Source organism: Paenibacillus sp. M-152, assembly GCF_003856555.1.
GTDB lineage: Bacteria > Bacillota > Bacilli > Paenibacillales > Paenibacillaceae > Paenibacillus > Paenibacillus polymyxa_C.
Window position 1 is genome coordinate 2139965 of sequence record NZ_CP034141.1, and the last position, 20668, is coordinate 2160632.

21 protein-coding genes are annotated in these 20668 nt (G+C 47.2%); 18 read left to right on the top strand and 3 right to left on the bottom strand.

Annotation, left to right across the window (positions count from 1 at the left end; translation table 11 throughout):
• Positions 1 to 50: 50 nt before the first annotated feature.
• Positions 51 to 2078, bottom strand: coding sequence for a beta-galactosidase (locus EGM68_RS09800; protein WP_040101590.1), 2028 nt, complete (start codon positions 2076 to 2078; stop codon positions 51 to 53).
• 137 nt (positions 2079 to 2215) lie between these two features.
• Between EGM68_RS09800 and EGM68_RS09805 the strand changes: the two genes are divergently transcribed.
• The 8 genes from EGM68_RS09805 to coaD all read left to right on the top strand — a co-directional run bounded on the left by EGM68_RS09805 (position 2216) and on the right by coaD (position 9251).
• Complete coding sequence (locus tag EGM68_RS09805) at positions 2216 to 3052, top strand: AraC family transcriptional regulator (RefSeq protein ID WP_019686969.1); 837 nt, start codon at positions 2216 to 2218, stop codon at positions 3050 to 3052.
• Between the two features lie 193 nt (positions 3053 to 3245).
• Complete coding sequence (locus EGM68_RS09810; RefSeq protein ID WP_013370622.1) at positions 3246 to 5063, top strand: APC family permease; 1818 nt, start codon at positions 3246 to 3248, stop codon at positions 5061 to 5063.
• A gap of 159 nt (positions 5064 to 5222) precedes the next feature.
• Positions 5223 to 6341: an acyltransferase family protein gene (locus EGM68_RS09815; RefSeq protein ID WP_129549094.1), complete on the top strand. Its 1119-nt coding sequence runs from the start codon at positions 5223 to 5225 to the stop codon at positions 6339 to 6341.
• 170 nt (positions 6342 to 6511) lie between these two features.
• Positions 6512 to 7144 (top strand): hypothetical protein, encoded by a 633-nt coding sequence (locus EGM68_RS09820; RefSeq protein ID WP_040101588.1) that lies wholly within the window; start codon positions 6512 to 6514, stop codon positions 7142 to 7144.
• A complete protein-coding gene (locus EGM68_RS09825) occupies positions 7137 to 7652 on the top strand; it encodes an accessory gene regulator ArgB-like protein (RefSeq protein WP_040101587.1) in 516 nt (171 codons plus the stop codon). The genes EGM68_RS09820 and EGM68_RS09825 overlap by 8 nt, the downstream gene beginning before the upstream one ends.
• 5 nt (positions 7653 to 7657) lie before the next feature.
• The gene (locus EGM68_RS09830; protein WP_013370626.1) at positions 7658 to 7780 is read left to right on the top strand and encodes a cyclic lactone autoinducer peptide; all 123 of its coding nucleotides are present in this window, start codon (positions 7658 to 7660) and stop codon (positions 7778 to 7780) included.
• 315 nt (positions 7781 to 8095) lie between these two features.
• Positions 8096 to 8737 carry a 16S rRNA (guanine(966)-N(2))-methyltransferase RsmD gene (gene rsmD, locus EGM68_RS09840; RefSeq protein ID WP_025679487.1) on the top strand — a complete coding sequence of 214 codons (642 nt, stop codon included), beginning with the start codon at positions 8096 to 8098 and terminating at the stop codon, positions 8735 to 8737.
• Positions 8730 to 9251: a pantetheine-phosphate adenylyltransferase gene (coaD, locus tag EGM68_RS09845; protein ID WP_013370628.1), complete on the top strand. Its 522-nt coding sequence runs from the start codon at positions 8730 to 8732 to the stop codon at positions 9249 to 9251. The genes rsmD and coaD overlap by 8 nt, the downstream gene beginning before the upstream one ends.
• Here coaD and EGM68_RS09850 read toward each other — a convergent pair.
• Positions 9214 to 10497 (bottom strand): nucleoside recognition protein, encoded by a 1284-nt coding sequence (locus tag EGM68_RS09850; RefSeq protein ID WP_129549096.1) that lies wholly within the window; start codon positions 10495 to 10497, stop codon positions 9214 to 9216. The two genes, coaD and EGM68_RS09850, sit on opposite strands and share 38 nt — an antisense overlap.
• A 197-nt stretch (positions 10498 to 10694) precedes the next feature.
• Here EGM68_RS09850 and EGM68_RS09855 point away from each other — a divergent pair, with 197 nt between their 5' ends.
• Entirely contained in the window at positions 10695 to 11726 is a 1032-nt protein-coding gene (locus EGM68_RS09855; RefSeq protein WP_040101586.1) for a SepM family pheromone-processing serine protease, read from the top strand.
• On the opposite strand, the gene EGM68_RS09860 is transcribed toward EGM68_RS09855, so the two are convergent.
• Positions 11716 to 12951 (bottom strand): nucleotidyltransferase, encoded by a 1236-nt coding sequence (locus tag EGM68_RS09860; RefSeq protein ID WP_129549097.1) that lies wholly within the window; start codon positions 12949 to 12951, stop codon positions 11716 to 11718. The genes EGM68_RS09855 and EGM68_RS09860 overlap by 11 nt on opposite strands.
• A gap of 349 nt (positions 12952 to 13300) precedes the next feature.
• Between EGM68_RS09860 and EGM68_RS09865 the strand changes: the two genes are divergently transcribed.
• From EGM68_RS09865 to fabF, 9 genes are all read left to right on the top strand, one after another.
• A complete protein-coding gene (locus tag EGM68_RS09865; RefSeq protein WP_013370633.1) occupies positions 13301 to 13822 on the top strand; it encodes a YceD family protein in 522 nt (173 codons plus the stop codon).
• A gap of 190 nt (positions 13823 to 14012) precedes the next feature.
• Positions 14013 to 14186, top strand: a complete 174-nt coding sequence (gene rpmF, locus EGM68_RS09870; RefSeq protein WP_013370634.1) for a 50S ribosomal protein L32 — start codon at positions 14013 to 14015, stop codon at positions 14184 to 14186.
• Positions 14187 to 14462: 276 nt separating this feature from the next.
• Complete coding sequence (gene fapR, locus EGM68_RS09875) at positions 14463 to 15059, top strand: transcription factor FapR (RefSeq protein WP_014599659.1); 597 nt, start codon at positions 14463 to 14465, stop codon at positions 15057 to 15059.
• Positions 15043 to 16035: a phosphate acyltransferase PlsX gene (gene plsX, locus EGM68_RS09880; protein WP_025676841.1), complete on the top strand. Its 993-nt coding sequence runs from the start codon at positions 15043 to 15045 to the stop codon at positions 16033 to 16035. The genes fapR and plsX overlap by 17 nt, the downstream gene beginning before the upstream one ends.
• An 8-nt stretch (positions 16036 to 16043) precedes the next feature.
• Positions 16044 to 17033 carry a beta-ketoacyl-ACP synthase III gene (locus tag EGM68_RS09885; RefSeq protein WP_013370638.1) on the top strand — a complete coding sequence of 330 codons (990 nt, stop codon included), beginning with the start codon at positions 16044 to 16046 and terminating at the stop codon, positions 17031 to 17033.
• Between the two features lie 80 nt (positions 17034 to 17113).
• Complete coding sequence (fabD, locus tag EGM68_RS09890; protein WP_025676844.1) at positions 17114 to 18055, top strand: ACP S-malonyltransferase; 942 nt, start codon at positions 17114 to 17116, stop codon at positions 18053 to 18055.
• 51 nt (positions 18056 to 18106) lie between these two features.
• Positions 18107 to 18856 (top strand): 3-oxoacyl-[acyl-carrier-protein] reductase, encoded by a 750-nt coding sequence (fabG, locus tag EGM68_RS09895; protein WP_013370640.1) that lies wholly within the window; start codon positions 18107 to 18109, stop codon positions 18854 to 18856.
• 109 nt (positions 18857 to 18965) lie between these two features.
• On the top strand, positions 18966 to 19199 hold the full coding sequence (locus EGM68_RS09900; protein ID WP_007429985.1) for an acyl carrier protein: 234 nt from the start codon (positions 18966 to 18968) through the stop codon (positions 19197 to 19199).
• Between the two features lie 228 nt (positions 19200 to 19427).
• Entirely contained in the window at positions 19428 to 20666 is a 1239-nt protein-coding gene (fabF, locus tag EGM68_RS09905) for a beta-ketoacyl-ACP synthase II (protein ID WP_013370641.1), read from the top strand.
• Positions 20667 to 20668 lie beyond the last annotated feature (2 nt).

Genomic DNA, 20668 nt, shown 5'->3' on the forward strand with positions numbered 1-20668 from the left:
TAAATTACCTTTATGCAGTAAAGTGAGTGGTATAAGTCAGATTGAATTGATTAGGATAGCTCCAGCACTTGAAAGCCATAGCCTTCAATAGAAATATCTCCCTCCAGGAATTTTCCGCTGATCAGCTCTTTTCCTTTTTGGTCATCCAGATGATATTGCTGTGTCTGGGCATTATGGTTGAGAACAAATAGATACGACTTTCCATCTTTGGACCGCATAGTGGCTTCTATGCCCGCAGGAGCACGCAGCAGGGATGAAATCCCTTTTTGCTCACAAATGTAGCCCAGCAGACCATCAAGGAAAGGTTCCTCAGGGTCAGTAGCGACATACCACGCTTCACCTTGACCAAAGCGATTGCGTGTCAGTACTGGCATGCCCTGATAGAAATCATCGCCGTATTCCGCCAGCACCTCGGCTCCTTCGCTATGCAGCAAGTCGCAGAGCAACCCACATTTATATTCACCTTCTAATACGCCCACTTTTTCTTTCAATATAATGCGGTTGTGTGATTCAGGCAGAAGCGCATCAATTTCCTCCACCCAGATCCCGAGTAAATTACGCAGTTTACCAGGATATCCTCCGGTTGTGACCAGATCGTTTTCATTTACAATGCCACTGAAAAAGGTCGTTAAGAAGGTGCCGCCACGCTCTGTGAATTGTTCCAGTTTCTCAGCAGTACCCGGCTTGACCATGTAGAGTACAGGCGCGATAATGAGATCATATTTTTGGAAATCTGTATCCACAGAAATCAGGTCTACCTGTACGTTACGCCGGAAGAGGGTAGCATAATACTTATGCACCTGATCCAAGTATTTCAAGGCGACAGAAGGGCCGCTTGACTTTTCCAAAGCCCACCAATTGTCCCAATCAAACAAAATAGCTACTTTGGCATGAACAGTCGCGTCAAGCAGCGTGTTGCCTAAAGCGCCGAGCTCATTGCCAAGCTGTGCCACCTCGCGAAATACACGTGTGTTCTCATGCCCGGCATGCTCAATTACGGCCCCGTGGAATTTCTCGCAAGCACCGATCGAGCGGCGAAGCTGGAAAAACATGACCGTATCCGCGCCATGTGCTACAGCCTGATAACTCCATAAACGCATAACGCCAGGCCGTTTAAGTGAATTATACGCCTGCCAATTCTGTTGGCTCGGTGTTTGCTCCATCAGCATAAAGGGCTGCCCATCCTTCAAGCCGCGCATCAGGTCATGCGCCATCGCCGTATAGCTTATCGGGGTATTAGCCCCGGGATAGCTGTCCCAAGATACTATATCCATGTGCTTAGCCCACTTAAAATAATCCAGTTGCTTAAAAAAGCCCATCAGATTGGTTGTTACCACGGCATCGGGAATATGTTTTTTAATCGCGTTATATTCCAGCAGGTAGCAATCCAGCATACTGTCTGAATTGAAGCGCGCATAATCAAGGGATATGCCCTGAAATGTGGAGTGATTTTCTCCCCAATGCTCACTCAGATTATTTGGAGGTACAATTTCATCCCAATCATAGAAGGTGTGACCCCAGAAGGAAGTATTCCACACCCGGTTTAGCTCTTCTAGTGATTCGTATTTTTGTTTGAGCCATACCCGGAACGCTGCGGCACAATTGTCACAATAGCAATCCCCGCCATACTCATTGGATACGTGCCACACGAGGATTGCGGGATGGTCTTTGTATCGCTCTGCAAGTCGGTCAGCCATCTGCTCTGCGTATTTTCGATAGGTTGGACTGTTCGGACAAGAATTATGTCGTCCTCCGAATTTTCGCTTACGCCCGTCAGCATCGACCCGAAGAATGTCGGGATAACGGGTAGCCATCCAAGCAGGATGCGCTGCCGTACTAGTAGCTAGACAAACGAAGATATCGCTTTCATAAAGATTATCAATCAACTGATCCAGCCACTCAAAATGATATGTGATTTCGTCAGACTGAATTTTAGCCCATGAGAAAACGTTGAGTGTGGCGATATCAATTCCTGCCTGTCTGAACATCCGTAAATCCTCCTGATGCGTGGCCTCATCCCATTGCTCAGGATTGTAATCCCCACCGTAAAATACTTTAGGAAGTTTGCTGCTTATCATGCCAATCACCTCTGTATATAAGAATAATCCTATCTTATAATACAAATAAATGCTTTTAAATATAATAAAATGAACATGTATATAACAATATGGATCTACATGAGAAATAGATACCGCATACGCCGGAGGTGCTTATTATGATTTTGACTCCCCATCATTTGCGATTTTTCCTGACTACTCGTGAGCACTCTTTACCCCTTTTTATTGAAAGTATCGGATTTAATAGCAGACAGGAGGATGTTTCCCGTCCAGAGGGCTATCCTTGCTTTCACTGGATTCAGACGGTGTCAGGTGAGGGGATGTTTACATATAAAGGTGGAACCTTCCGTTTGGGTGAGCAGTCCGGGGTTCTGCTACTGCCTGGTGAAGCCCATGCATACAGACGGGCGACCAAGGTATGGCGAACGTTATACATCACATTTGACGGACCCATCGCCGCGGCTGTATTGACTGCACTCGGATTGAAGCATACGCGAGGGTACCATTGGGACCCGGATAGCGAGCTGCACAGCTTTGGGGAAAACATGCTACACTCCATGGTTAGTGAACGTGATTTGTCTGGATTAGATGCTTCGGCCAATATGTACCGTTTTCTGACTCTGCTGCGTAAACATGGACAACATAGCTCAATGCCTTCGCTATCTCATAATGTGGAACGTTTAACCCCTGTATTGACCTTTATGGAGCAAAATTATGCCAGCCCAGATGTGGGTTTAAGGGATATGGCCGTTATGATGAATGTCAGCGCTCGTCATTTAAATACATTGTTTAAGCAAGCGTTCGGTGTGACTTCGTATGCTTATCTGATTGTAATTCGGTTGCGGAAGGCTAAGGAAATGATGACAGAGTATCCGCAATTAACGGTAAAGGAGATTTCGGAGCGTGTAGGCTTCCGGGATGTCAGTCATTTTGTGGCAACTTTCCGCCGGGCGGAAGGAATTACGCCGGAAAGGTTCAAAATACTGTATACATAAGGGTATTTTATCGAAATACTCTTTCTTACTCGGGAATGCTCTTTTTAGGGAGCATTCCTTATTGTTTTTTTCTGGATGAGGGAGTATAAAATAATAGTTCATTTGTTTCATCAATCTGATGTGCAGGTGACATAATAAATATCCGATTCATATTTCTTTTGCAAAACCCTCATCCAAAGAAGGAGTCAACGAAATGCTAAGTAAAGTCAAAAGGTTATTAATCGGTCGTCCGCGAAAATCGACGGCCCTTGAAGATGAGAAACTGAATAAGCTCAAGGCACTGGCCATTCTGTCCTCAGATGCATTGTCCTCTGTAGCTTACGGAACGGAGCAGATTCTGCTGGTTTTAATTACAGCGGGCTTTGCTGCCCTATGGTATTCTATCCCTATATCCATTGCGGTATTGGGTTTGCTTATCATTCTGATCCTATCGTATAGACAGACCATTTTTTCCTATCCTGGTGGTGGGGGAGCCTACATTGTTGCACAGGACAATTTAGGAAAGAGTCCGAGTCTGATTGCAGGCGGCTCTCTGCTGGTCGATTATATTCTAACGGTAGCTGTTAGCTCATCGGCAGGTACAGATGCCATTACATCGGCGTTCCCATCGTTACATGATCATCGAATCGCAATTGCTTTAGTGATGATTATCTTTTTGACTATTATGAACTTGCGCGGGGTGACGGAATCTGCCTCGGTGCTGGCTATACCGATTTACTTATTTGTTGTTGCCATTTTTGTTCTGATTATTAGTGGTATCATTCACTATCTGGCAGGAGGAGCCCATGCGGCGGCGCCGCAATTTGGAGCTACGGTATCTAACGTCAGTCTGTTTCTCTTACTAAAAGCATTTAGCTCGGGCTGTTCGGCGCTAACCGGTGTAGAAGCTGTCTCAAATGCCATTCCGAACTTCCGCAAGCCTGCTGCCAAAAATGCGGCAACTACATTGATGATGATGGGCTTGATTCTCGGCTGTATGTTTATCGGAATTAGTTTGCTGGCTTATTGGTACGGTGTTCGTCCTAATCCGCAAGAAACAGTGATTTCGCAAATTGCTAATGCTACTTTTGGGCGCGGTGTGATGTATTACATCATTCAAGGCGTGACGGCACTTATCTTGTTTTTGGCGGCCAACACAGCTTATTCAGCTTTTCCGTTGCTCGCTTTTATGCTCGCGAAAGACAAATACATGCCGCATATGTTCATGGTTCGTGGAGATCGACTCGGCTATTCTAACGGCATCCTGTTTCTGAGTATCTTCTCGGCATTGCTGGTCATCGTTTTTGGTGGCAACACAGAAAACCTCATCCCGCTTTATGCCGTAGGGGTATTTATTCCGTTTACCCTGTCACAGCTTGGTATGATGATTCGGTGGATTCGGCTCAAACCAGCTGGCTGGGTCGTCAAATTGGCTATTAATACGGTCGGGATGCTAACCACGCTGTCAATTACGCTTATCTTTATCTTTACTAAGTTTAGCCAGGTATGGGTAGTCTTTATCTTCCTGCCTTTGGTATTATATTTCTTTATGAAGATTAATAAGCATTACAAAAATACGGCTGAACAGCTGCGCATTGATATCACAAAGGACAAACCTATGGTCAAAGGCAACACGATTATTATTCCGGTGGCAGGCATTACACGAGTCGTCATGAATACCATCAGCTATGCCAAAACTCTGTCGGACAATGTGGTTGCCGTATATGTAGGTGTGGACGATGAAGCGATTCAAAAAATGGAACAGAAGTGGGAAGAGTGGGATGTAGGTATACGTTTAGTAGTGCTGAGATCCCGTTATCGCAGTATCATTAATCCGCTCCGCAAGTTCATTGATACAGTAGAGTGGAAAAAAGCAGACGAGGATCATATTACAGTTCTCATTCCACAATTTATCACTAAACACTGGTGGGAAAATATACTGCATAATCAGACCAGTTTGCTGATGAGAGCCTATTTGATTAACTACAAAGATGTCATCGTAACGACCGTACCTTTTCATTTAAACAAATAGGGAACAGCTGATTATAGCATGATAAAATCAACACTTTTTGACCGCATCTTGGTGCGTCAGAGGGTGTTTTTTTACATAATGGGGATATTTACTTGGGTGATACATTTTGTGTATTATAGATACAAAATGTATCATTTGAATTTGTTATGGAGGGATACGATGCCCGAAGACAAGGGGAAGATGGAACAAGATAAGTTGCAATTTGTAGATACGCTAAGGGCGCTGGCGATTATGGGAGTGTTACTTGTGCATGTCAGTCAGCATGTGGACGGATTAAACGGTTGGTTGCAAAAAGGCTTGAGCATAGGAGCCAAAGGAGTCGCTTTATTTTATATGGCCAGCGCTTTTACGCTGTTTTTATCCCTGAGCAGGCGTTCGAGTGACAAGAGAGAAGGAATGGCGGCCTACCTGTTGCGTCGTTTTTTTCGGATTGCACCCTTGTATTACGTGATGCTAGGAATCTATTTAGCTGTGAATGGGACGGGTCCACGATTTTGGCTTGGGGATCAGGAGGGGGTTACTGCCACTAATATTGCAGCCCATGTTCTGTTTTTGAACGGTCTCAATCCGTATTGGATCAACAGCATTATCGGTGTGGAATGGTCCATTGCGGTGGAATGCATGTTTTATCTGTTTATCCCTCTCTTATTTAAGTTGACTCGATCGGTTCGCCATGCGACTTGGTTTATCATGATGGTGCTTGTGGCAAGCTTTGGGCTAAATACGGTGTTTGCTCAATATCCACTAATTAGTGATCACTCTTTATGGGGGCACTATTTGTATTTATGGTTTCCGAATCAGTTGCCTGTCTTTGGACTGGGTATATTGTTGTTTTTCATTTGGAAAGACGAGCGTCATTGGAAAAGTGTAGACGCGCTCAGTGGCGGCTTGCTGCTTGGTACTGTGCTGTTTGCGTTTTTTGGAGGTATGGCGGATTATCTCTTAGGTGTCGGGTTGCTGCTGGGAGCGTATGCTTTGTATCATTGGCAGCCGATGTGGCTGCTTAATCAGGTGTGGTCATGGATCGGCCGCCTCAGCTATAGCATGTATTTGACGCATATGCTGGTCCTGGGGCTAATCATACAGATTAAATTACCGTTTGCTCCTTTGGTCAGCCTCACACTTATGTTCATCATGACGTTGCTATGCACCGCTGGACTTTCCTGGTTTACCTACATATGGATAGAACAGCCCGGCATCCGATTGGGGAAAAAGCTTATATCACGTATAAAATCTGTACGCAAGCAGGAAGATTCGGTCAAAGAAAGTGTTGCCTAGTTGCAACTTGAAGCAGCATCAGATAACATTTGGTTGAAGTGCTTGAATAAATCTACGAAATTATTGAAAAGACCCCTTGAAAAGTAGCTCCCAGCCCTTTATATTCGATGTACATCCAAGTTTTTGAATACACCGATGAGGTTTGTTGGAATTGTAAAGGAGATGCACGTATGCTTTTGGAGCCACTCGGCTTTTTATTTTTCTCTACACTGGAAGGAGTAGCTGTTTTTGCGCTGATTTTAAGTATCTTTAAGGTTAGAATGACTCCCTATCTATGGCATGCTATTTTTGTAAACCTGATTATGAACCTGCAAAGTTATTTGCTCCGAGAGGAATTTTCACTTTCATATTTGGTACCTGTCATTAATATGCTGCTTTTTATTTTTTTACTTGCTACGGTGGTGAAGATCCCGATTGTTTGGTCAGGTATTATGACAGTTACCGGTTATTTTGCATATGCCGTTATTCAATCGGTACTCCTGAAGGCTATGTTCGGTAACCTGCCGATTTCTGAGCTGCAGAACGGGTCCTTGAAGGGCTATCTGTTACAAGTGGTTAGCGCAGCAACAGGACTACTTATTTCATTTATATTGTATCGAAAAGAGATCGGCTTTTCCCCAAATTTCAAAAAGCTTAAGTTCAAAGAGGAATATGGCATTGTTATTACCTTGATAATTCTGTCTCTCATTTCAACCTCTATTGTGCTTTACTATAGCGAAGTATGGTTGAGTATGATATTTTTTGCACTGGTATCGGGATTTTTTATCTACTACGCAGTCGGAAAGGAATACCGAGATGATTGAAACGATGGCCTTCAAACTTGCTAACCAGATTAAACGTATTGTGCCTGATCATCCGGCCTCCGTCCCAGTGCTTAAATACGCACTCGCTCTCATTCTGAATGCGTCTATGATCATCTTGTTGACACTATTCGCCTCATTCTTCACGGGGCGGATGGTAGAAGCTGCAACGATTCTCGTTGCTTTTGCTTTGCTGCGCCAAGTATCTGGTGGTATTCACTTGAAAACGGGTATGGCATGTGTGTTGGTGACCTCTGTAGCTTTTACATACATATCTTGCATTTCCTTAAATAATGGGTTGACAAACCTGTTTAACGGAATCGCGCTCATTCTTGTTTTATGCTTTGCCCCGTCCAGAATTGAAAAGCAGTCGCGCATTCCAGTCCGGTTTTATCCCCTCTTGCGATTGTTATCCTCCTTGCTTGTATGTACAAATTTTGTTATTGGTTCTTCTGTAGTGGCTGTTGCTTTTTTGCTTCAAAGCCTAACATTGATTCGGGGAAGGAGGTGAGTGGAATGATGAAAAAAGTAGTATACGGGTTAGCCACATCGTTGTCTATGTTTGCGACATTTGCTGTATCGGTGGCAAGTTATGTGTATGTTTATCAAGGGGATACACCCGAAGAACTGCTGAAATAAGCAAAATGCAGATTAGAAAAAATAATACATAAAGCTGCTTTAAAGCAGCTTCTTTTTATGTAAAAAAACAGGCGCTCTACGAAAGAGCGCCCGAATGGGAGAGGAGAAACCGGACGAAGAGCTTATGGGGAAACGTAAGTCTTCTCCGCGGTTGTCTACGACATTGGTTGAATGCCGATATCCTAAGGATGCCCAGGAGATGGTTTTTTATACCTGCTTCATCACTAAGTTTTTCAAACGGCAGTGCATGTGGTACGATAACGTCATAATCTTTATATGGTTATGAACACATATAGAAAATAGGTGAGTTTCAGCGTGAGAGTGGTATCGGGTAGTGCCAAAGGAAGGCCGTTAAAGGCAGTTCCCGGCACCGGGACGCGACCGACCACGGATAAGGTCAAGGAAGCGCTATTTAGCATGATAGGTCCTTATTTTGATGGAGGAGTCGCGCTTGATTTGTTTGCTGGCAGTGGCGGCCTGGGGATAGAGGCGCTTAGTCGGGGAATGGACAAGGCAGTTTTTATTGATATGGAATCCAAAAGCATTGATGTCATTAAAGAAAATTTGCGAAAAACTGGATTGGAAGGAAAGGCAGAAGTGTTCCGCAATGATGCCGGACGAGCGCTCAAGGCGCTGGCAAAACGTGGAGCTCTTTTTGATGCTGTTTTTCTGGACCCGCCTTATCGTCTCAAGCACGGGGATGAATTGATGAGCCGCATGGCAGAGTTGGACTTGCTTCGTTCAGGTGCAATCATCGTACTGGAGTATGAATCGGGACATGAGTATCCGATAAGTTTCGGACCGTTTGAACAGGTTAGAAAAGCGGTCTATGGTGAAACGGCGTTATCCATTTATCACTTTGCAGATGATGCTTTGTCAGACGCCGAAGAACATACAGAAGCCGAAGGGGGCAAATTCGGCATCACCGAATCAGACGGGGAGGACCATCATGATTGAGCACAAACCACGTGTTGCCGTATATCCGGGAACCTTTGATCCCGTGACGATGGGGCATCAGGATATTATTCAAAGAGCGGCCCGACAGTTTGATTTACTGATTGTCGCGGTTCTTAACAATATTAGTAAAAATCCGCTGTTTTCACTTGAGGAGCGAATGGAGCTGCTGCGGACGGTAACTCGCGATATTCCGAACGTTGAAGTGGACAGCTTTCGTGATTTGACAGCTAATTATGTACGTCAAAAAGGGGCTCAGGTTATTGTCAGAGGAATCCGGTCAGTGACCGATTTTGAATATGAGCTGCAATTGGCCTCTACAAATCATAAGCTGAACCCGGATGCGGAAACGATCTTTATGATGACCAATCCGGCTTATTCATATCTGAGTTCCAGTATGGTGAAGGAAATTGCACATTTTGATGGCAAGGTCGTAGATCTGGTGTCACCAGAGGTGGAAGACGCACTGCGTGCAAAGGTTAGCGCGAATCGCGGTGGCTCCACCATGAAGTCATAAAGGAAACGGCGAGCAGAGCAAGTATAATCGTACTTAGAAGTACGACGGACAGTACGGTCAGTTGCCAGGGGTACATGGATGTTCCTTCTATTTGTGTTAATAAACTGCTGGCTCCGACCATGACAGATTGTACACCAGAGTCATTTACACTTTCCGAAAAAGAAGATACAGAACTGCGACTGATGTAAGCAGGAATTGTATTACTGACAATGTGGCTAAGCGGAGTCCATGCCGCCAAGGTCAGTCCAAAAGCAATGATCCCATGGAGCACTCGTGATAAGGTGAAGGTGATGCCCTTGTCGGAAGGTCTGGTGACGGCGGTAATTTGAAGCCAGCCGCACAAGCCGCCCCAGCCTAACACAGCGCTGATCAGCGCTGCTTGTGTACGGAGATCGTTGGGCAGACGGCTGATTTCATAGGAACCCAGATGGATTTCCATCCAGGCAGGCCACACCATAGAAAGCGTCACTTGACCTGAGTATAGGGTTAGCAGCCGAATCAGTACGGAAAAGAAAATAATGAATCCACCTGTCACCATCAGCGTCTGTACAGCATGGGATACGGTTTCGCCTAACAGTTTTCCAAAACTGCGACCGTCCCGTTCTTTGGCAGAGCGGGTAGCTTCCCATGCGGATCGGATCAGAGAGGTGGTAGTGCGGGAAACAGAAGCGCGCCGGATGGCAGCTGGCGTTTCCCGTTTTTTCGATTTTCTGGACGATTCAGGTAATCTGGCTGTGATCCAGCCTGCCAGCAGCCCAGAAATCCAGTGAACGGCAAGTAACAGCCCGCCTACAGCAGCATTGTGCAGCAGTCCTGTGCCAATGACGAGCAGGATCGTAATCGGATTGCAGAAATGAGCGATAGCGGTCAGACGTCGAAGCTGAAGCGGGGTCATATCCTCCTGCTGTGCCCATTGGCGTACCGCTTCCGCAGCAGCCGGGAATCCCGCAGTTAGGCCGAGGGCCAACACCCAGCCGCTTCGTCCCGGCAGTCGAAACCAAAATCGCATGAACGGCTCCAGCAGAACACCTAGACCATGTACCAGACCAAAGGCGATGAGCATTTCAGATAGCATCAAAAAGGGCAGCATGGCCGGGAAAATAATGCTCCACCATAACTTAAGCCCCTGGGTAGAGGCTTGAAATACTTCTTCTGGTGAGGCGACAATAGCCACTACAAGCAAAATGGCTCCGAGGCCAAGCAGCAAGGTTGTCCAATAAGGAGCAGGGCGGGCTTCCTTTTGCATCAAAGAGTTCACCTCTCATAAATATACTAAGGAGAGTCGGATGCTGTCTCCAGCGTTTATTCACGTTCATTGTCTGGGTAGAGGTTGCTCGTACACGTTGTCGTAAACAATGTATGCTTTTTTGGAAGGCTTGAGAACAGGTGGTGCAAAGGCACTTGGGTAAGATAGGAGAAGTTAGGCTGCAAGGGGGAGAAGCAATGATGCAAATTAACCGGAAAAGAGCCTTTTTTACAACCGGTTATGTCTTAATACTGGCTGCAATGGTCTATGTGCTGGTTTATATGCCAACCCCTTATCTGATCTATGGACCAGGTGGGGCAAACGAGATCAAGCCGATGGTTAAAGTACAGGAAGGGGATAGCAGCGAACGGGGGAGTTTTATGATGACGACGGTATCGGCGAGATATGCCAATGTCATCATGCTAGCTATGTCCAAGCTGGACAGCAACTCGGAGATTCAGCGCAAAGAGGATCGTCTGCATGGCAGAAGTGAAGATGAATATGCAGCAGAGCAGGTATGGTATATGGGGGATTCCCAATCTTCCGCGATGGAGGCTGCCTATACCCGTGCTCATGTTCCCTATCGCATTGTGCCGGATTATGTGTATGTATTTAAGGTTCCGGGACCAAACAGCGTGTTTGAGCCCGGAGATGAAATATTAGAGTTGAACGGTACGAGGGTAACTGATAATCATTCCATTCGGAAGGCCTTGGAGGATGAGAAACCGGGGACGTTGGCTAAAGTGAAGCTAAAGCGCGATGGAAAGTTGCTGGCAGTGCAAGCTCCATTAACAACCATCACGGACAGTGAGACGGGAAAAGAACGTTCCGGGTTTGGTGTCAGTATTGCCACGGTACAGAAGGTAGAGCCGAAGGATGGACGTAAAACGATTCATTTTACATCCACGGATGTCGGTGGTCCTTCAGCAGGTTTGATGTTTACTATGGAAATCTATAACCAGCTGACACCAGGTGACTTAAGTAAGGGATATCGTGTAGCCGGTACGGGTACTATTGATAAGGACGGTCAGGTTGGAGCGATTGGTGGTGCCAAGTATAAAATTGTCGCTGCTGACCGTCAGGGCGCGGAATTGTTTTTCGTCCCGGCGGATAATTATAAAGAGGCTAAAGCCAAAGCAGAGCAAATCGGAACCCAGATGAAGCTTGTCCCGGTTCGCAAGCTTGGCGATGCGCTGAATTATATGGAAAAGCTGCCTATTAAACCATAACGGGGGGCCGCAAGTAATCAGCATACATGTGACGGATGGCGGGACGCGGCATCCCGGCTGCATGTATGGCGGCGGCGGCAGTATCCCAGTCCAGATGGGCATGTGACCCGGCAGACGGCTTGACCCATACTGGCAGGGCGGCTGTGTCTTTCATTTGCGCCAGCAGCTTGCGTCCAGCCCTGTTAAAGCCGAGCACGCGGATATAGCCGGGACCTTTCGCCAGCTCAGCGGGAGTCATATCGGCTTTGGCATGATTCAGCAAAATATGTGTACACATTCGCTGAAGCTTCGTACGAGTATAGCGTTTTGTCTTGACAGCGGCAAACAGAGCCTCCACAGAGGGCTGGGGCAGCGTGTACAGCGATTGCTGCAGACGGTGCTCCAGTCCTTCGGTGACCTCGTGCAGCTCCGCCAGCTGCTGCGGGCTCCGCGTGATCAGGGCGTTCAGCAGTGGCTGGCAGAACGCTTCCCAATGCAGCGGCGCGCGTTCTTCTTGCCACTCGCGCTGTAAAATCTCCAGGGTCGCCGCAGGTACGTACGGCGATGCGGCCTCCGGCCCGCCGTCCAGCAATAGACGGCGGATGGCCGTGGCGCTGGCGATGACTCCGTCCGCAGGAGCCACGGCTTCGTGGTAGCCCGATCCCGTGCGGGCTACCGTGAAGGGCTTGATCGTGCTGCCCAGTCGTTCCAGCGCAATCAAGTAATGCAGCCCCAGCGTATTGTTGGGCTGCTGCATAAGAGCGGCGAGCGCAGCGCCGTCCGCTCCTTCGGCCGCCAGCGCGGCTGCGGCTCCCGCGTAGGCGGCGGGATAGCTCGCGCCCTTGCTCAGGCGCTGGGCGATGCCGGCCTTGAGTTCGGCCGGCTCTGCCGCCAGCACACGGGCCAGCGTGTGCAGCGGGGCGATGTTTCCGCTCTCGCTGCCGAAGCAGAGCGCGTCGACGATGCCCGTCGCGCACAGCAAGGTCACCGCGCCGCGGGCAAACCATTCTGCGGGCTGGACAGCATAGGCTACAGGCAGCTCCAGAACCAGGTCTACGCCCATGGCGAGTGCCATTTCGGTGCGCGACCATTTGTCTGTAATCGCGGGTTCGCCTCGTTGAAGGAAGGGACCACTCATCACAGCCACCGTGCGCTGTGCACCAGTGATACGAAGAGACTCCTTCCAGTGATGGACATGTCCGTTATGCAGGGGATTATACTCTACAATGATACCGAGTGTTTTCAAAACTGTATGTCGGCTCCTTTCTTTAGTAGCTTATTTGATAACTATTTTGAGTGGTTTACTACCAGCGAATGCATGTTTTCAGGGCAGCTATCTGGTATTTCATCATGCACTTCAACAAGACCATTGAGACCTAGAGCAAAAAGCTTTATACTCGCATTATTGTACACGAAGAGTGGCGGGGCTACGAATACTCACAGGTACATGATGAATACAACACATTTTTGCATCCGCATAGATCTTACCGAACCATTGGAAAACCAATGGATTTGTAAGTGGTGTAAAGTGAAAGGTGTTGACAAACGACTCGATCAGTCGTTATAATAATTTTTGTTTGTTTGGAGTGATAGTGATGCAACTATTTTTTCGCAAAGTAGCAACAAGTGACGGTCCCTTTCCTATCCGTGAATCTCTTAATGTGAGTGAATTGGTGGATGATCGTGCTGATGTTACAGCCGTTTCCCCGCTGGAGACCGACTTGGTCGCCGTTAGTCTGGGCCAAGGCTCGATGAGTGTGGAAGGCAAGTTGACCGCAGGTCTGGACATGCTTTGCTCACGCTGTTTGAGCCCGATGCACGAGGATTTGAAAATTGAATTCCGTGAACGGTTTAAGCAAACCTCATCTTCAAGTGTTGAAGAGGAGGATGAAGATGGCGATTTTATCGCAGTGACGGAGGATTCCTTCGACATTGCACCGTATTGTGAAGAACTGTTTGTACTGCATGTGCCGTTTGCGCCTGTATGCAGTGAGGATTGTCAGGGCATCGCGCCAGCGGCCGGACAAGACTGGAGCCTTGGCTCCGATGACAGTAACGATGGTGATACGGAAAAGATTGATCCGCGTCTGGCAGGGCTTAAGGATTTTTTTAAATGAGAATTGAGTTCAATTCTGAAAAAAATCATCATCCGCTTGTGCCGGGAAGTTATTGAACCGATACGTGGATGTTGCATGCTTGATTCACCGGCTGTAAGATCATTGTCTTCTGGCATTTTCTTTCGGTCTTGAATGAGATAAGAAGTCATACCCGTTATGCGGGGTTGATCTGTTTAAGGAGGTGGGAATAATGGCAGTACCTCAACGGAGAACATCCAAAACTCGTCGCGACAAACGTCGTACTCACTTTAAACTGGAAGTACCAGGTATGGTGAAATGCTCCGAATGTGGCGAATTGAAACTTGCTCACCATGTGTGCAAAGTTTGCGGAACGTACAAAGCTAGAGAGATCATCTCTCAATAATGTCCGATAAGCGGATTCTTTGGAATATTCGCAGAGAAAGTAGCGCTTCACTACAGTGAGGCGCTACTTTTTTTATCAGCATGCTTTCTTTTTGCGTCAGCATGCTATATACTGTTTTAGTACCAGGTTCTAAGAAAGAAGGGCCTAAGAGGTTCCTTTATACATACAAGAAGACAAACCGGCTTGAAGTTTAGCCGTTAGAACGTAAAGTAACCTGAACTGTCGGCTGAACGGCAGTTTACTGTAGGGAAAGGAGGCGTCACTGATATCGAACGTTTGCCGAAGAGACAGAGACAGCAACGGCTGACTCAATTAATTGATGATAATCCGTTCGTGACGGATCAGGAATTGACAAGACAGCTGAAGGTAAGCATTCAGACCATTCGGCTGGACCGGATGGAACTGGGGATTCCGGAATTGCGGGAGCGGTTAAAGCTGATGGCTGAGCGCTCCTACGATCAGGTTCGTTCCTTGCCTTTACATGAAGTAATTGGGGACATCGTTGATCTCCAGTTGGATCGAAGTGGTATTTCGATTTTTGAAATTAAAGAGGAACATACTTTTTCACGCACAGGCATTGCACGAGGACATTATGTGTTTGCGCAGGCCAATTCATTGGCCGTTGCCGTAATTAACGATGAGATAGCATTGACCGCTTCAGCGGATATTCGCTTTGTTCGTCCGGTTCATTTGGGTGAAAAATGTATTGCCAAGGCATATGTACGCTCAAATCCAGAACAAAAAGGAAAGGCCAAAGTGGAAGTGTTTGCCTACGTAGGAGAAGAAATGGTGTTCCAAGGCAACTTTGTCATTTATCGCTCCACGGAGGAAGAGTATAGCGAAGGAGGAAGTCAGCATGCGGATCGCCATTGATGCCATGGGGGGAGATAATGCTCCTGAGGCGACAGTAGAGGGCGCGTTATCTGCGGCGGCGGAATGGAAGGATACAGACATTACGCTGGTTGGTGACCGGGAACGGATTGAATCGGTTTTGAACGGCAGGGCGCTGCCGACGAACCTCACCATTCGCCATGCGTCCGAAACGATAGATGCGCAGGACGAGCCTGTAAAGGCAGTGCGGCGTAAAAAGGATGCCTCAATGGTCGTAGCGGGTCGAATGGTTAGAGAAGGTGAAGCGGATGCCATGATATCCGCAGGTAATACAGGCGCTCTGATGACTACAGGATTGCTAGTGGTTGGAAGAATGGAGGGCATTGAACGTCCGGCTCTCGCGCCGATGATACCAACGATTGATGATCAAGGTATACTGGCGCTGGACTTGGGGGCCAATATGGATGCCAAGCCTGAACATCTTGCCCAGTATGCACTGATGGGGAGCTTGTACCGTCAGAAGGTTCACGGATTGGCTTCTCCAAGAGTGGGTCTGCTGAATGTTGGGACTGAAGCAGGAAAAGGCAACGAACTGACAAAGTTGGCATTTCCACTTATTGAGCAGTTACCTGTCAATTTTGTGGGGAATGTTGAATCCCGAGATGTGTTAACTGGAAATTGTGATGTATTGGTGTGTGACGGATTCGCCGGAAACATTATGCTAAAATCGCTAGAGGGAACAGCTGGAGCGATATTTTCTCTCCTTAAAGAGCAGTTCACCAAATCCTTAAAGACCAAGCTTGCAGCGGCCTTGATTATGCCTGAGCTTCGGGGTCTGAAGGGGAAACTGGATTATAAAGAGCACGGCGGGGCTCCTTTGTTGGGGTTGAGCGGACTCGTCTTAAAAAGTCACGGTTCGTCTGATGGCATTGCCGTCAAAAATGCGGTAAGGCAGGCTCGTACGGCCTTGCAAAACCGGTTGGTGGAAAGTATATCCAAGGAAATCAGCAGGAAGTGAGTGACGATATGAATAAATTACGGCCGGTTGGTGTTATCGGAACAGGGAAATACGTACCTGAGAAAATTCTGACCAATAAAGATTTGGAAGAAATCGTTGAAACAAGTGATGAGTGGATTGTTAGCCGTACAGGGATTCAGGAGCGCCATATTGCTGCTCCAGAGCAGGCTACATCTGATTTGGCTTATGAAGCAGCAGTTAAGGCGTTGGAGTCTGCGGGTATGACGGCACAAGATCTGGACCTGATTATAGTAGCTACGGTTACACCAGATATGGCGTTTCCGTCAACTGCTTGCATTCTTCAGGACAAGTTGGGGGCCAAAGGCGCAGCGGCTTTCGATTTGTCTGCTGCATGCTCGGGTTTTGTGTACGGGCTGGCTACGGCAACGAGTTTCATTAAGACAGGTATTTATAACAATGCGTTAATTATTGGTGCAGACTGCCTTTCCCGGATTACAGATTATACTGACCGCAACACCTGCGTTCTTTTCGGAGATGGAGCAGGAGCTGTAGTGATTGGTGAAGTACCTGAAGGTAGAGGATTCCAATCCTTTGATCTGGGGGCTGAAGGCGCTGGAGGCACCTTGCTCAAGTTGGAAGCTGGGGGCTCACGTTTGCCTGCGAGTGCGGATACACTGGAAAATAAACAGCACTATATTTACATGAACGGACGCGAAGTGTTCAAGTTCGCGGTTCGCGTTATGGGAACAGCAACGGTTGATGTGTTGGAAAAAGCTGGAATGTCCAAAGACGACATCGATCTGTTCGTTCCGCATCAAGCCAATATCCGAATCATCCAATCCGCAATGCAACGTTTGGATTTACCAGAGGAAAAGGTAGTTATTAATGTTAATAAATATGCGAATACATCCGCAGCATCTATTCCTCTCGCTCTTGTGGAAGCAGCTGAGGAAGGCCGCATGAAGGAAGGCGACCGTATACTAATGGTGGGCTTTGGCGGCGGTTTGACCTGGGGTGCGTCGGTTCTTATCTGGTAATTAAGTGGCAGTTTTGATATAATATTGAATTTGTCTGGTGTTTTACAGAAGAAGCATTGATACAGAGAGGTGCATGCACGATGGGCAAAACGGCATTTATATTTCCCGGTCAGGGTTCACAAGCTGTAGGTATGGCTAAAGATGCTTATGAAGCAGTTCCAGCTGCAACAGAAGTATTCCGTAAAGCGGACGAACGTTTGGGTTTCGCGCTAAGCACACTGATATTTGAAGGGCCTGACACAGCCTTGAAGCAAACATCCAATACGCAGCCTGCACTGTTAACGGCGAGCATTGCGTTGTATGAAGCGTTCAAGGAAAAGGGCATCCGCCCTGATTATGTGGCTGGGCACAGTCTAGGAGAATACAGTGCGCTAGTGGCTTCCGGTGTTCTCACATTTGAGGATGCAGTTGAGACTGTTCGTGCACGTGGTCAGTTTATGGAGCAGGCCATTCCTGATGGACAAGGCGGGATGGCTGCTGTGCTGGGAGCTGATCGTGAAGCATTGGCAGCATTGTGCCGTGATATTACGGAGTCTGGCCAACTGGTTGAATTGGCCAACATCAACTGTCCCGGACAGATTGTTGTATCCGGTACAAAGGCGGGCGTAGCTGCCGTCGCTGAACGTGTGAAGGAAGCAGGCGGTAAGCGTGCTATTACTTTGGAGGTCAGCGGACCTTTTCATTCGTCATTGATGAAGGAAGCGGCGGACAAGCTCTCCGGTAAATTGGAGACTGTGAAATTTGCTGAAGCTCAGATTCCGGTTGTGACCAATGTGACAGCAAAACCTGTACGTGAGGGAAGTGAAATTCGCCAACTGTTGGTGGAACAGGTCTATTCTCCGGTACTATGGGAAGACAGCGTAGCATGGTTACTGGAACAAGGTGTGGACACCTTTGTTGAGTTTGGACCGGGAAGTGTTTTGACCGGACTGGTTAAAAAGATTGACAAAACGGTTAAGCTGTATAACATGAGTAGCCTGGAGTCGTTTGCTTCTATAACAGAAGCCCTGGAAGCCCGCTAAAAGTATTAATGATTGCCTTTACGGGTTAAATACTTGCAAGGGAGGACTATGATGTCTAAGCCATTGAGTGGAAAAACAGCGCTGGTTACGGGAGCGTCGCGCGGAATTGGCCGTAGTATCGCACTGGCGCTGGCTGAAGCAGGGGCTAATGTCGCAGTAAATTATGCTGGTAGCGAAGCGGCTGCGACTGAGGTAGCAGAGCTGATTCGTGCCAAAGGTGTAGAAGCTATTACAGTTCAGGCTAATGTGGGACGTGCTGAAGAAGCTGATCAGTTGATCAAGGATGTAATTGGCGCTTGGGGCAAGATTGATATCCTGGTGAATAATGCTGGCATAACAAGAGATAATTTAATCATGCGGATGAAAGAAGAGGAATTCGATCAGGTGATCGAAACGAATCTTAAGGGTGTGTTTAATTGTCTCAAGGCGGCCACACGCCCAATGATGAAGCAGCGTTCTGGACGAATTATCAATATCTCTTCCGTTGTTGGTGTACTTGGTAACGCAGGACAAGCCAACTATGTCGCTGCTAAAGCGGGAGTGATTGGTCTTACTAAATCCTCTGCTAGAGAGCTTGCCTCAAGAGGAATTACAGTGAACTGTGTGGCTCCTGGATTCATTGATACTGAAATGACACAGGTGCTGGCTGATGATTTGCGTGACAATATGCTTAGCGGTATTCCGCTGGCCCGTCTTGGACGGCCTGAGGAAATTGCAGATGTGGTGCTATTCTTGGCCTCGGATGCTTCCTCATATATGACGGGCCAGACTTTGCATGTGGATGGCGGCATGTATATGTAGTTCTTGTTGCCAATCCGCATGCCCCGATGGAGAGTAGTTAATGAAAACTCTCTTCTATGGCATTTTAATTGTAATTTTCGTATAATACCATAAGGAGGAGGTGAGCCGGATGTCCGATGTATTGGAGCGCGTAAAACGCATTGTCGTTGACCGTTTGGGAGCCGACGAAGCCGAAGTTACACTTGAAGCATCTTTTAAAGATGATTTAGGCGCTGATTCTCTCGATGTAGTTGAATTGGTTATGGAATTGGAAGATGAGTTTGATATGGAAATCTCTGATGAAGATGCAGAGAAAATTACAACTGTAGGTGAAGTTGTGAAGTACATACAATCTCATACCTAATTCATGTCATCAAAAGTCCCGTTCTGTTACAGGCGGGACTTTCTCCTAATTATACAGATTGAACTAAAGACGGAATTGTCGCGTGTTTTTGACTTCATCTCAGCTTCACTTCGTCAAGGGCTGAGTATAATGCGGCATTACTAACTTTAGTTGATTCTATATTATTTTTGTACACAAGCGTGTGCGAACTAAAAATACAATTTGCAGTAGACATAGAGGTGATTATCTTTGAAACAACGTGTTGTCATAACAGGAATGGGTGTAATCACTTCGCTGGGACAGGATTTGAACACACTATGGGATAATCTGATGGCTGGAAAATCTGGTATCAGTAAAATCGAAGCTTTTGATACAAGTGAATACACTACGAAAATAGCCGCTTCCATTAAAGATTTTAATCCAGAGGATTATATCGATCGTAAGGATGCGCGTAAAATGGACCGCTTTGTGCAGTTCGCGGTTGCTGCTAGTAAATTGGCGCTTGAGGACAGCAAACTCGTAATCGGAGAGAATGTGGATGCTGAGCGTGTTGGTGTATCTGTTGGTTCTGGTATTGGCGGATTGGGCACTTGGGAAGATCAGCATAATGCACTGATCGAAAAGGGACCTAAACGCGTAAGCCCTTTCTTCATTCCGATGATGATTGCTAATATGGGTTCCGGCCAAGTTTCGATCTCACTCGGTGCTAAGGGTCCCAATACATCGCCAGTTACGGCTTGTGCCACAGGTAGTCATGCTATCGGTGATTCCTTCCGCATGATTCAGCGCGGTGACGCTGACGCTATGATTTGCGGCGGTGCCGAAGCAACGATTCGTCCGATTGGTATTGCTGGATTTTGCTCCATGCGAGCGATGTCCACACGTAACGATGAGCCGGAAAAGGCAAGTCGTCCATTTGATACCGAACGGGACGGATTTGTTATGGGCGAAGGCTCTGGTGTACTGATTCTGGAATCGTTGGATCATGCTTTGAAGCGTGGTGCACATATTTACGGCGAAGTGATTGGCTATGGTCTTTCAGGCGATGCCCATCATATGACGGAGCCTGATCCAGAGGGAGCAGCACGCTGCATTAGAATGGCGATCCGTGATGCTGGATTGAATCCTGAAGATATCGATTATATCAATGCACATGGTACATCTACGCCGGTTGGTGACAAATCGGAGACGGAAGCAGTTAAGAAAACGCTTGGAGAGCATGCCTATAAGGTAGCGATCAGTTCAACCAAGTCGATGACAGGGCATCTTCTGGGTGCAGCGGGAGGCGTTGAAGCCGTAATTTGTGGTCTTGCGCTCCAACATCAGACAATTCCGCCAACAATTAATTTGGATAATCAAGACCCGGCTTGTGATCTTGATTATGTACCTAATAAGCCGAGAAAAGCGGAACTGAATGTGGTTATGTCCAATTCCTTTGGTTTTGGCGGTCACAATGCTACGGTTATTCTAAAAAAATATGAAGCGTAAGG

Coding starts and splice junctions, on each gene's coding strand:
- EGM68_RS09800 (WP_040101590.1), bottom strand. CDS start 2,078: ATGATAAGCAGCAAACTTCCTAAAGTATTTTACGGTGGGGATTACAAT.
- EGM68_RS09805 (WP_019686969.1), top strand. CDS start 2,216: ATGATTTTGACTCCCCATCATTTGCGATTTTTCCTGACTACTCGTGAG.
- EGM68_RS09810 (WP_013370622.1), top strand. CDS start 3,246: ATGCTAAGTAAAGTCAAAAGGTTATTAATCGGTCGTCCGCGAAAATCG.
- EGM68_RS09815 (WP_129549094.1), top strand. CDS start 5,223: ATGCCCGAAGACAAGGGGAAGATGGAACAAGATAAGTTGCAATTTGTA.
- EGM68_RS09820 (WP_040101588.1), top strand. CDS start 6,512: ATGCTTTTGGAGCCACTCGGCTTTTTATTTTTCTCTACACTGGAAGGA.
- EGM68_RS09825 (WP_040101587.1), top strand. CDS start 7,137: ATGATTGAAACGATGGCCTTCAAACTTGCTAACCAGATTAAACGTATT.
- EGM68_RS09830 (WP_013370626.1), top strand. CDS start 7,658: ATGATGAAAAAAGTAGTATACGGGTTAGCCACATCGTTGTCTATGTTT.
- coaD (WP_013370628.1), top strand. CDS start 8,730: ATGATTGAGCACAAACCACGTGTTGCCGTATATCCGGGAACCTTTGAT.
- EGM68_RS09850 (WP_129549096.1), bottom strand. CDS start 10,497: ATGCAAAAGGAAGCCCGCCCTGCTCCTTATTGGACAACCTTGCTGCTT.
- EGM68_RS09855 (WP_040101586.1), top strand. CDS start 10,695: ATGATGCAAATTAACCGGAAAAGAGCCTTTTTTACAACCGGTTATGTC.
- EGM68_RS09865 (WP_013370633.1), top strand. CDS start 13,301: ATGCAACTATTTTTTCGCAAAGTAGCAACAAGTGACGGTCCCTTTCCT.
- rpmF (WP_013370634.1), top strand. CDS start 14,013: ATGGCAGTACCTCAACGGAGAACATCCAAAACTCGTCGCGACAAACGT.
- plsX (WP_025676841.1), top strand. CDS start 15,043: ATGCGGATCGCCATTGATGCCATGGGGGGAGATAATGCTCCTGAGGCG.
- EGM68_RS09885 (WP_013370638.1), top strand. CDS start 16,044: ATGAATAAATTACGGCCGGTTGGTGTTATCGGAACAGGGAAATACGTA.
- fabD (WP_025676844.1), top strand. CDS start 17,114: ATGGGCAAAACGGCATTTATATTTCCCGGTCAGGGTTCACAAGCTGTA.
- fabG (WP_013370640.1), top strand. CDS start 18,107: ATGTCTAAGCCATTGAGTGGAAAAACAGCGCTGGTTACGGGAGCGTCG.
- EGM68_RS09900 (WP_007429985.1), top strand. CDS start 18,966: ATGTCCGATGTATTGGAGCGCGTAAAACGCATTGTCGTTGACCGTTTG.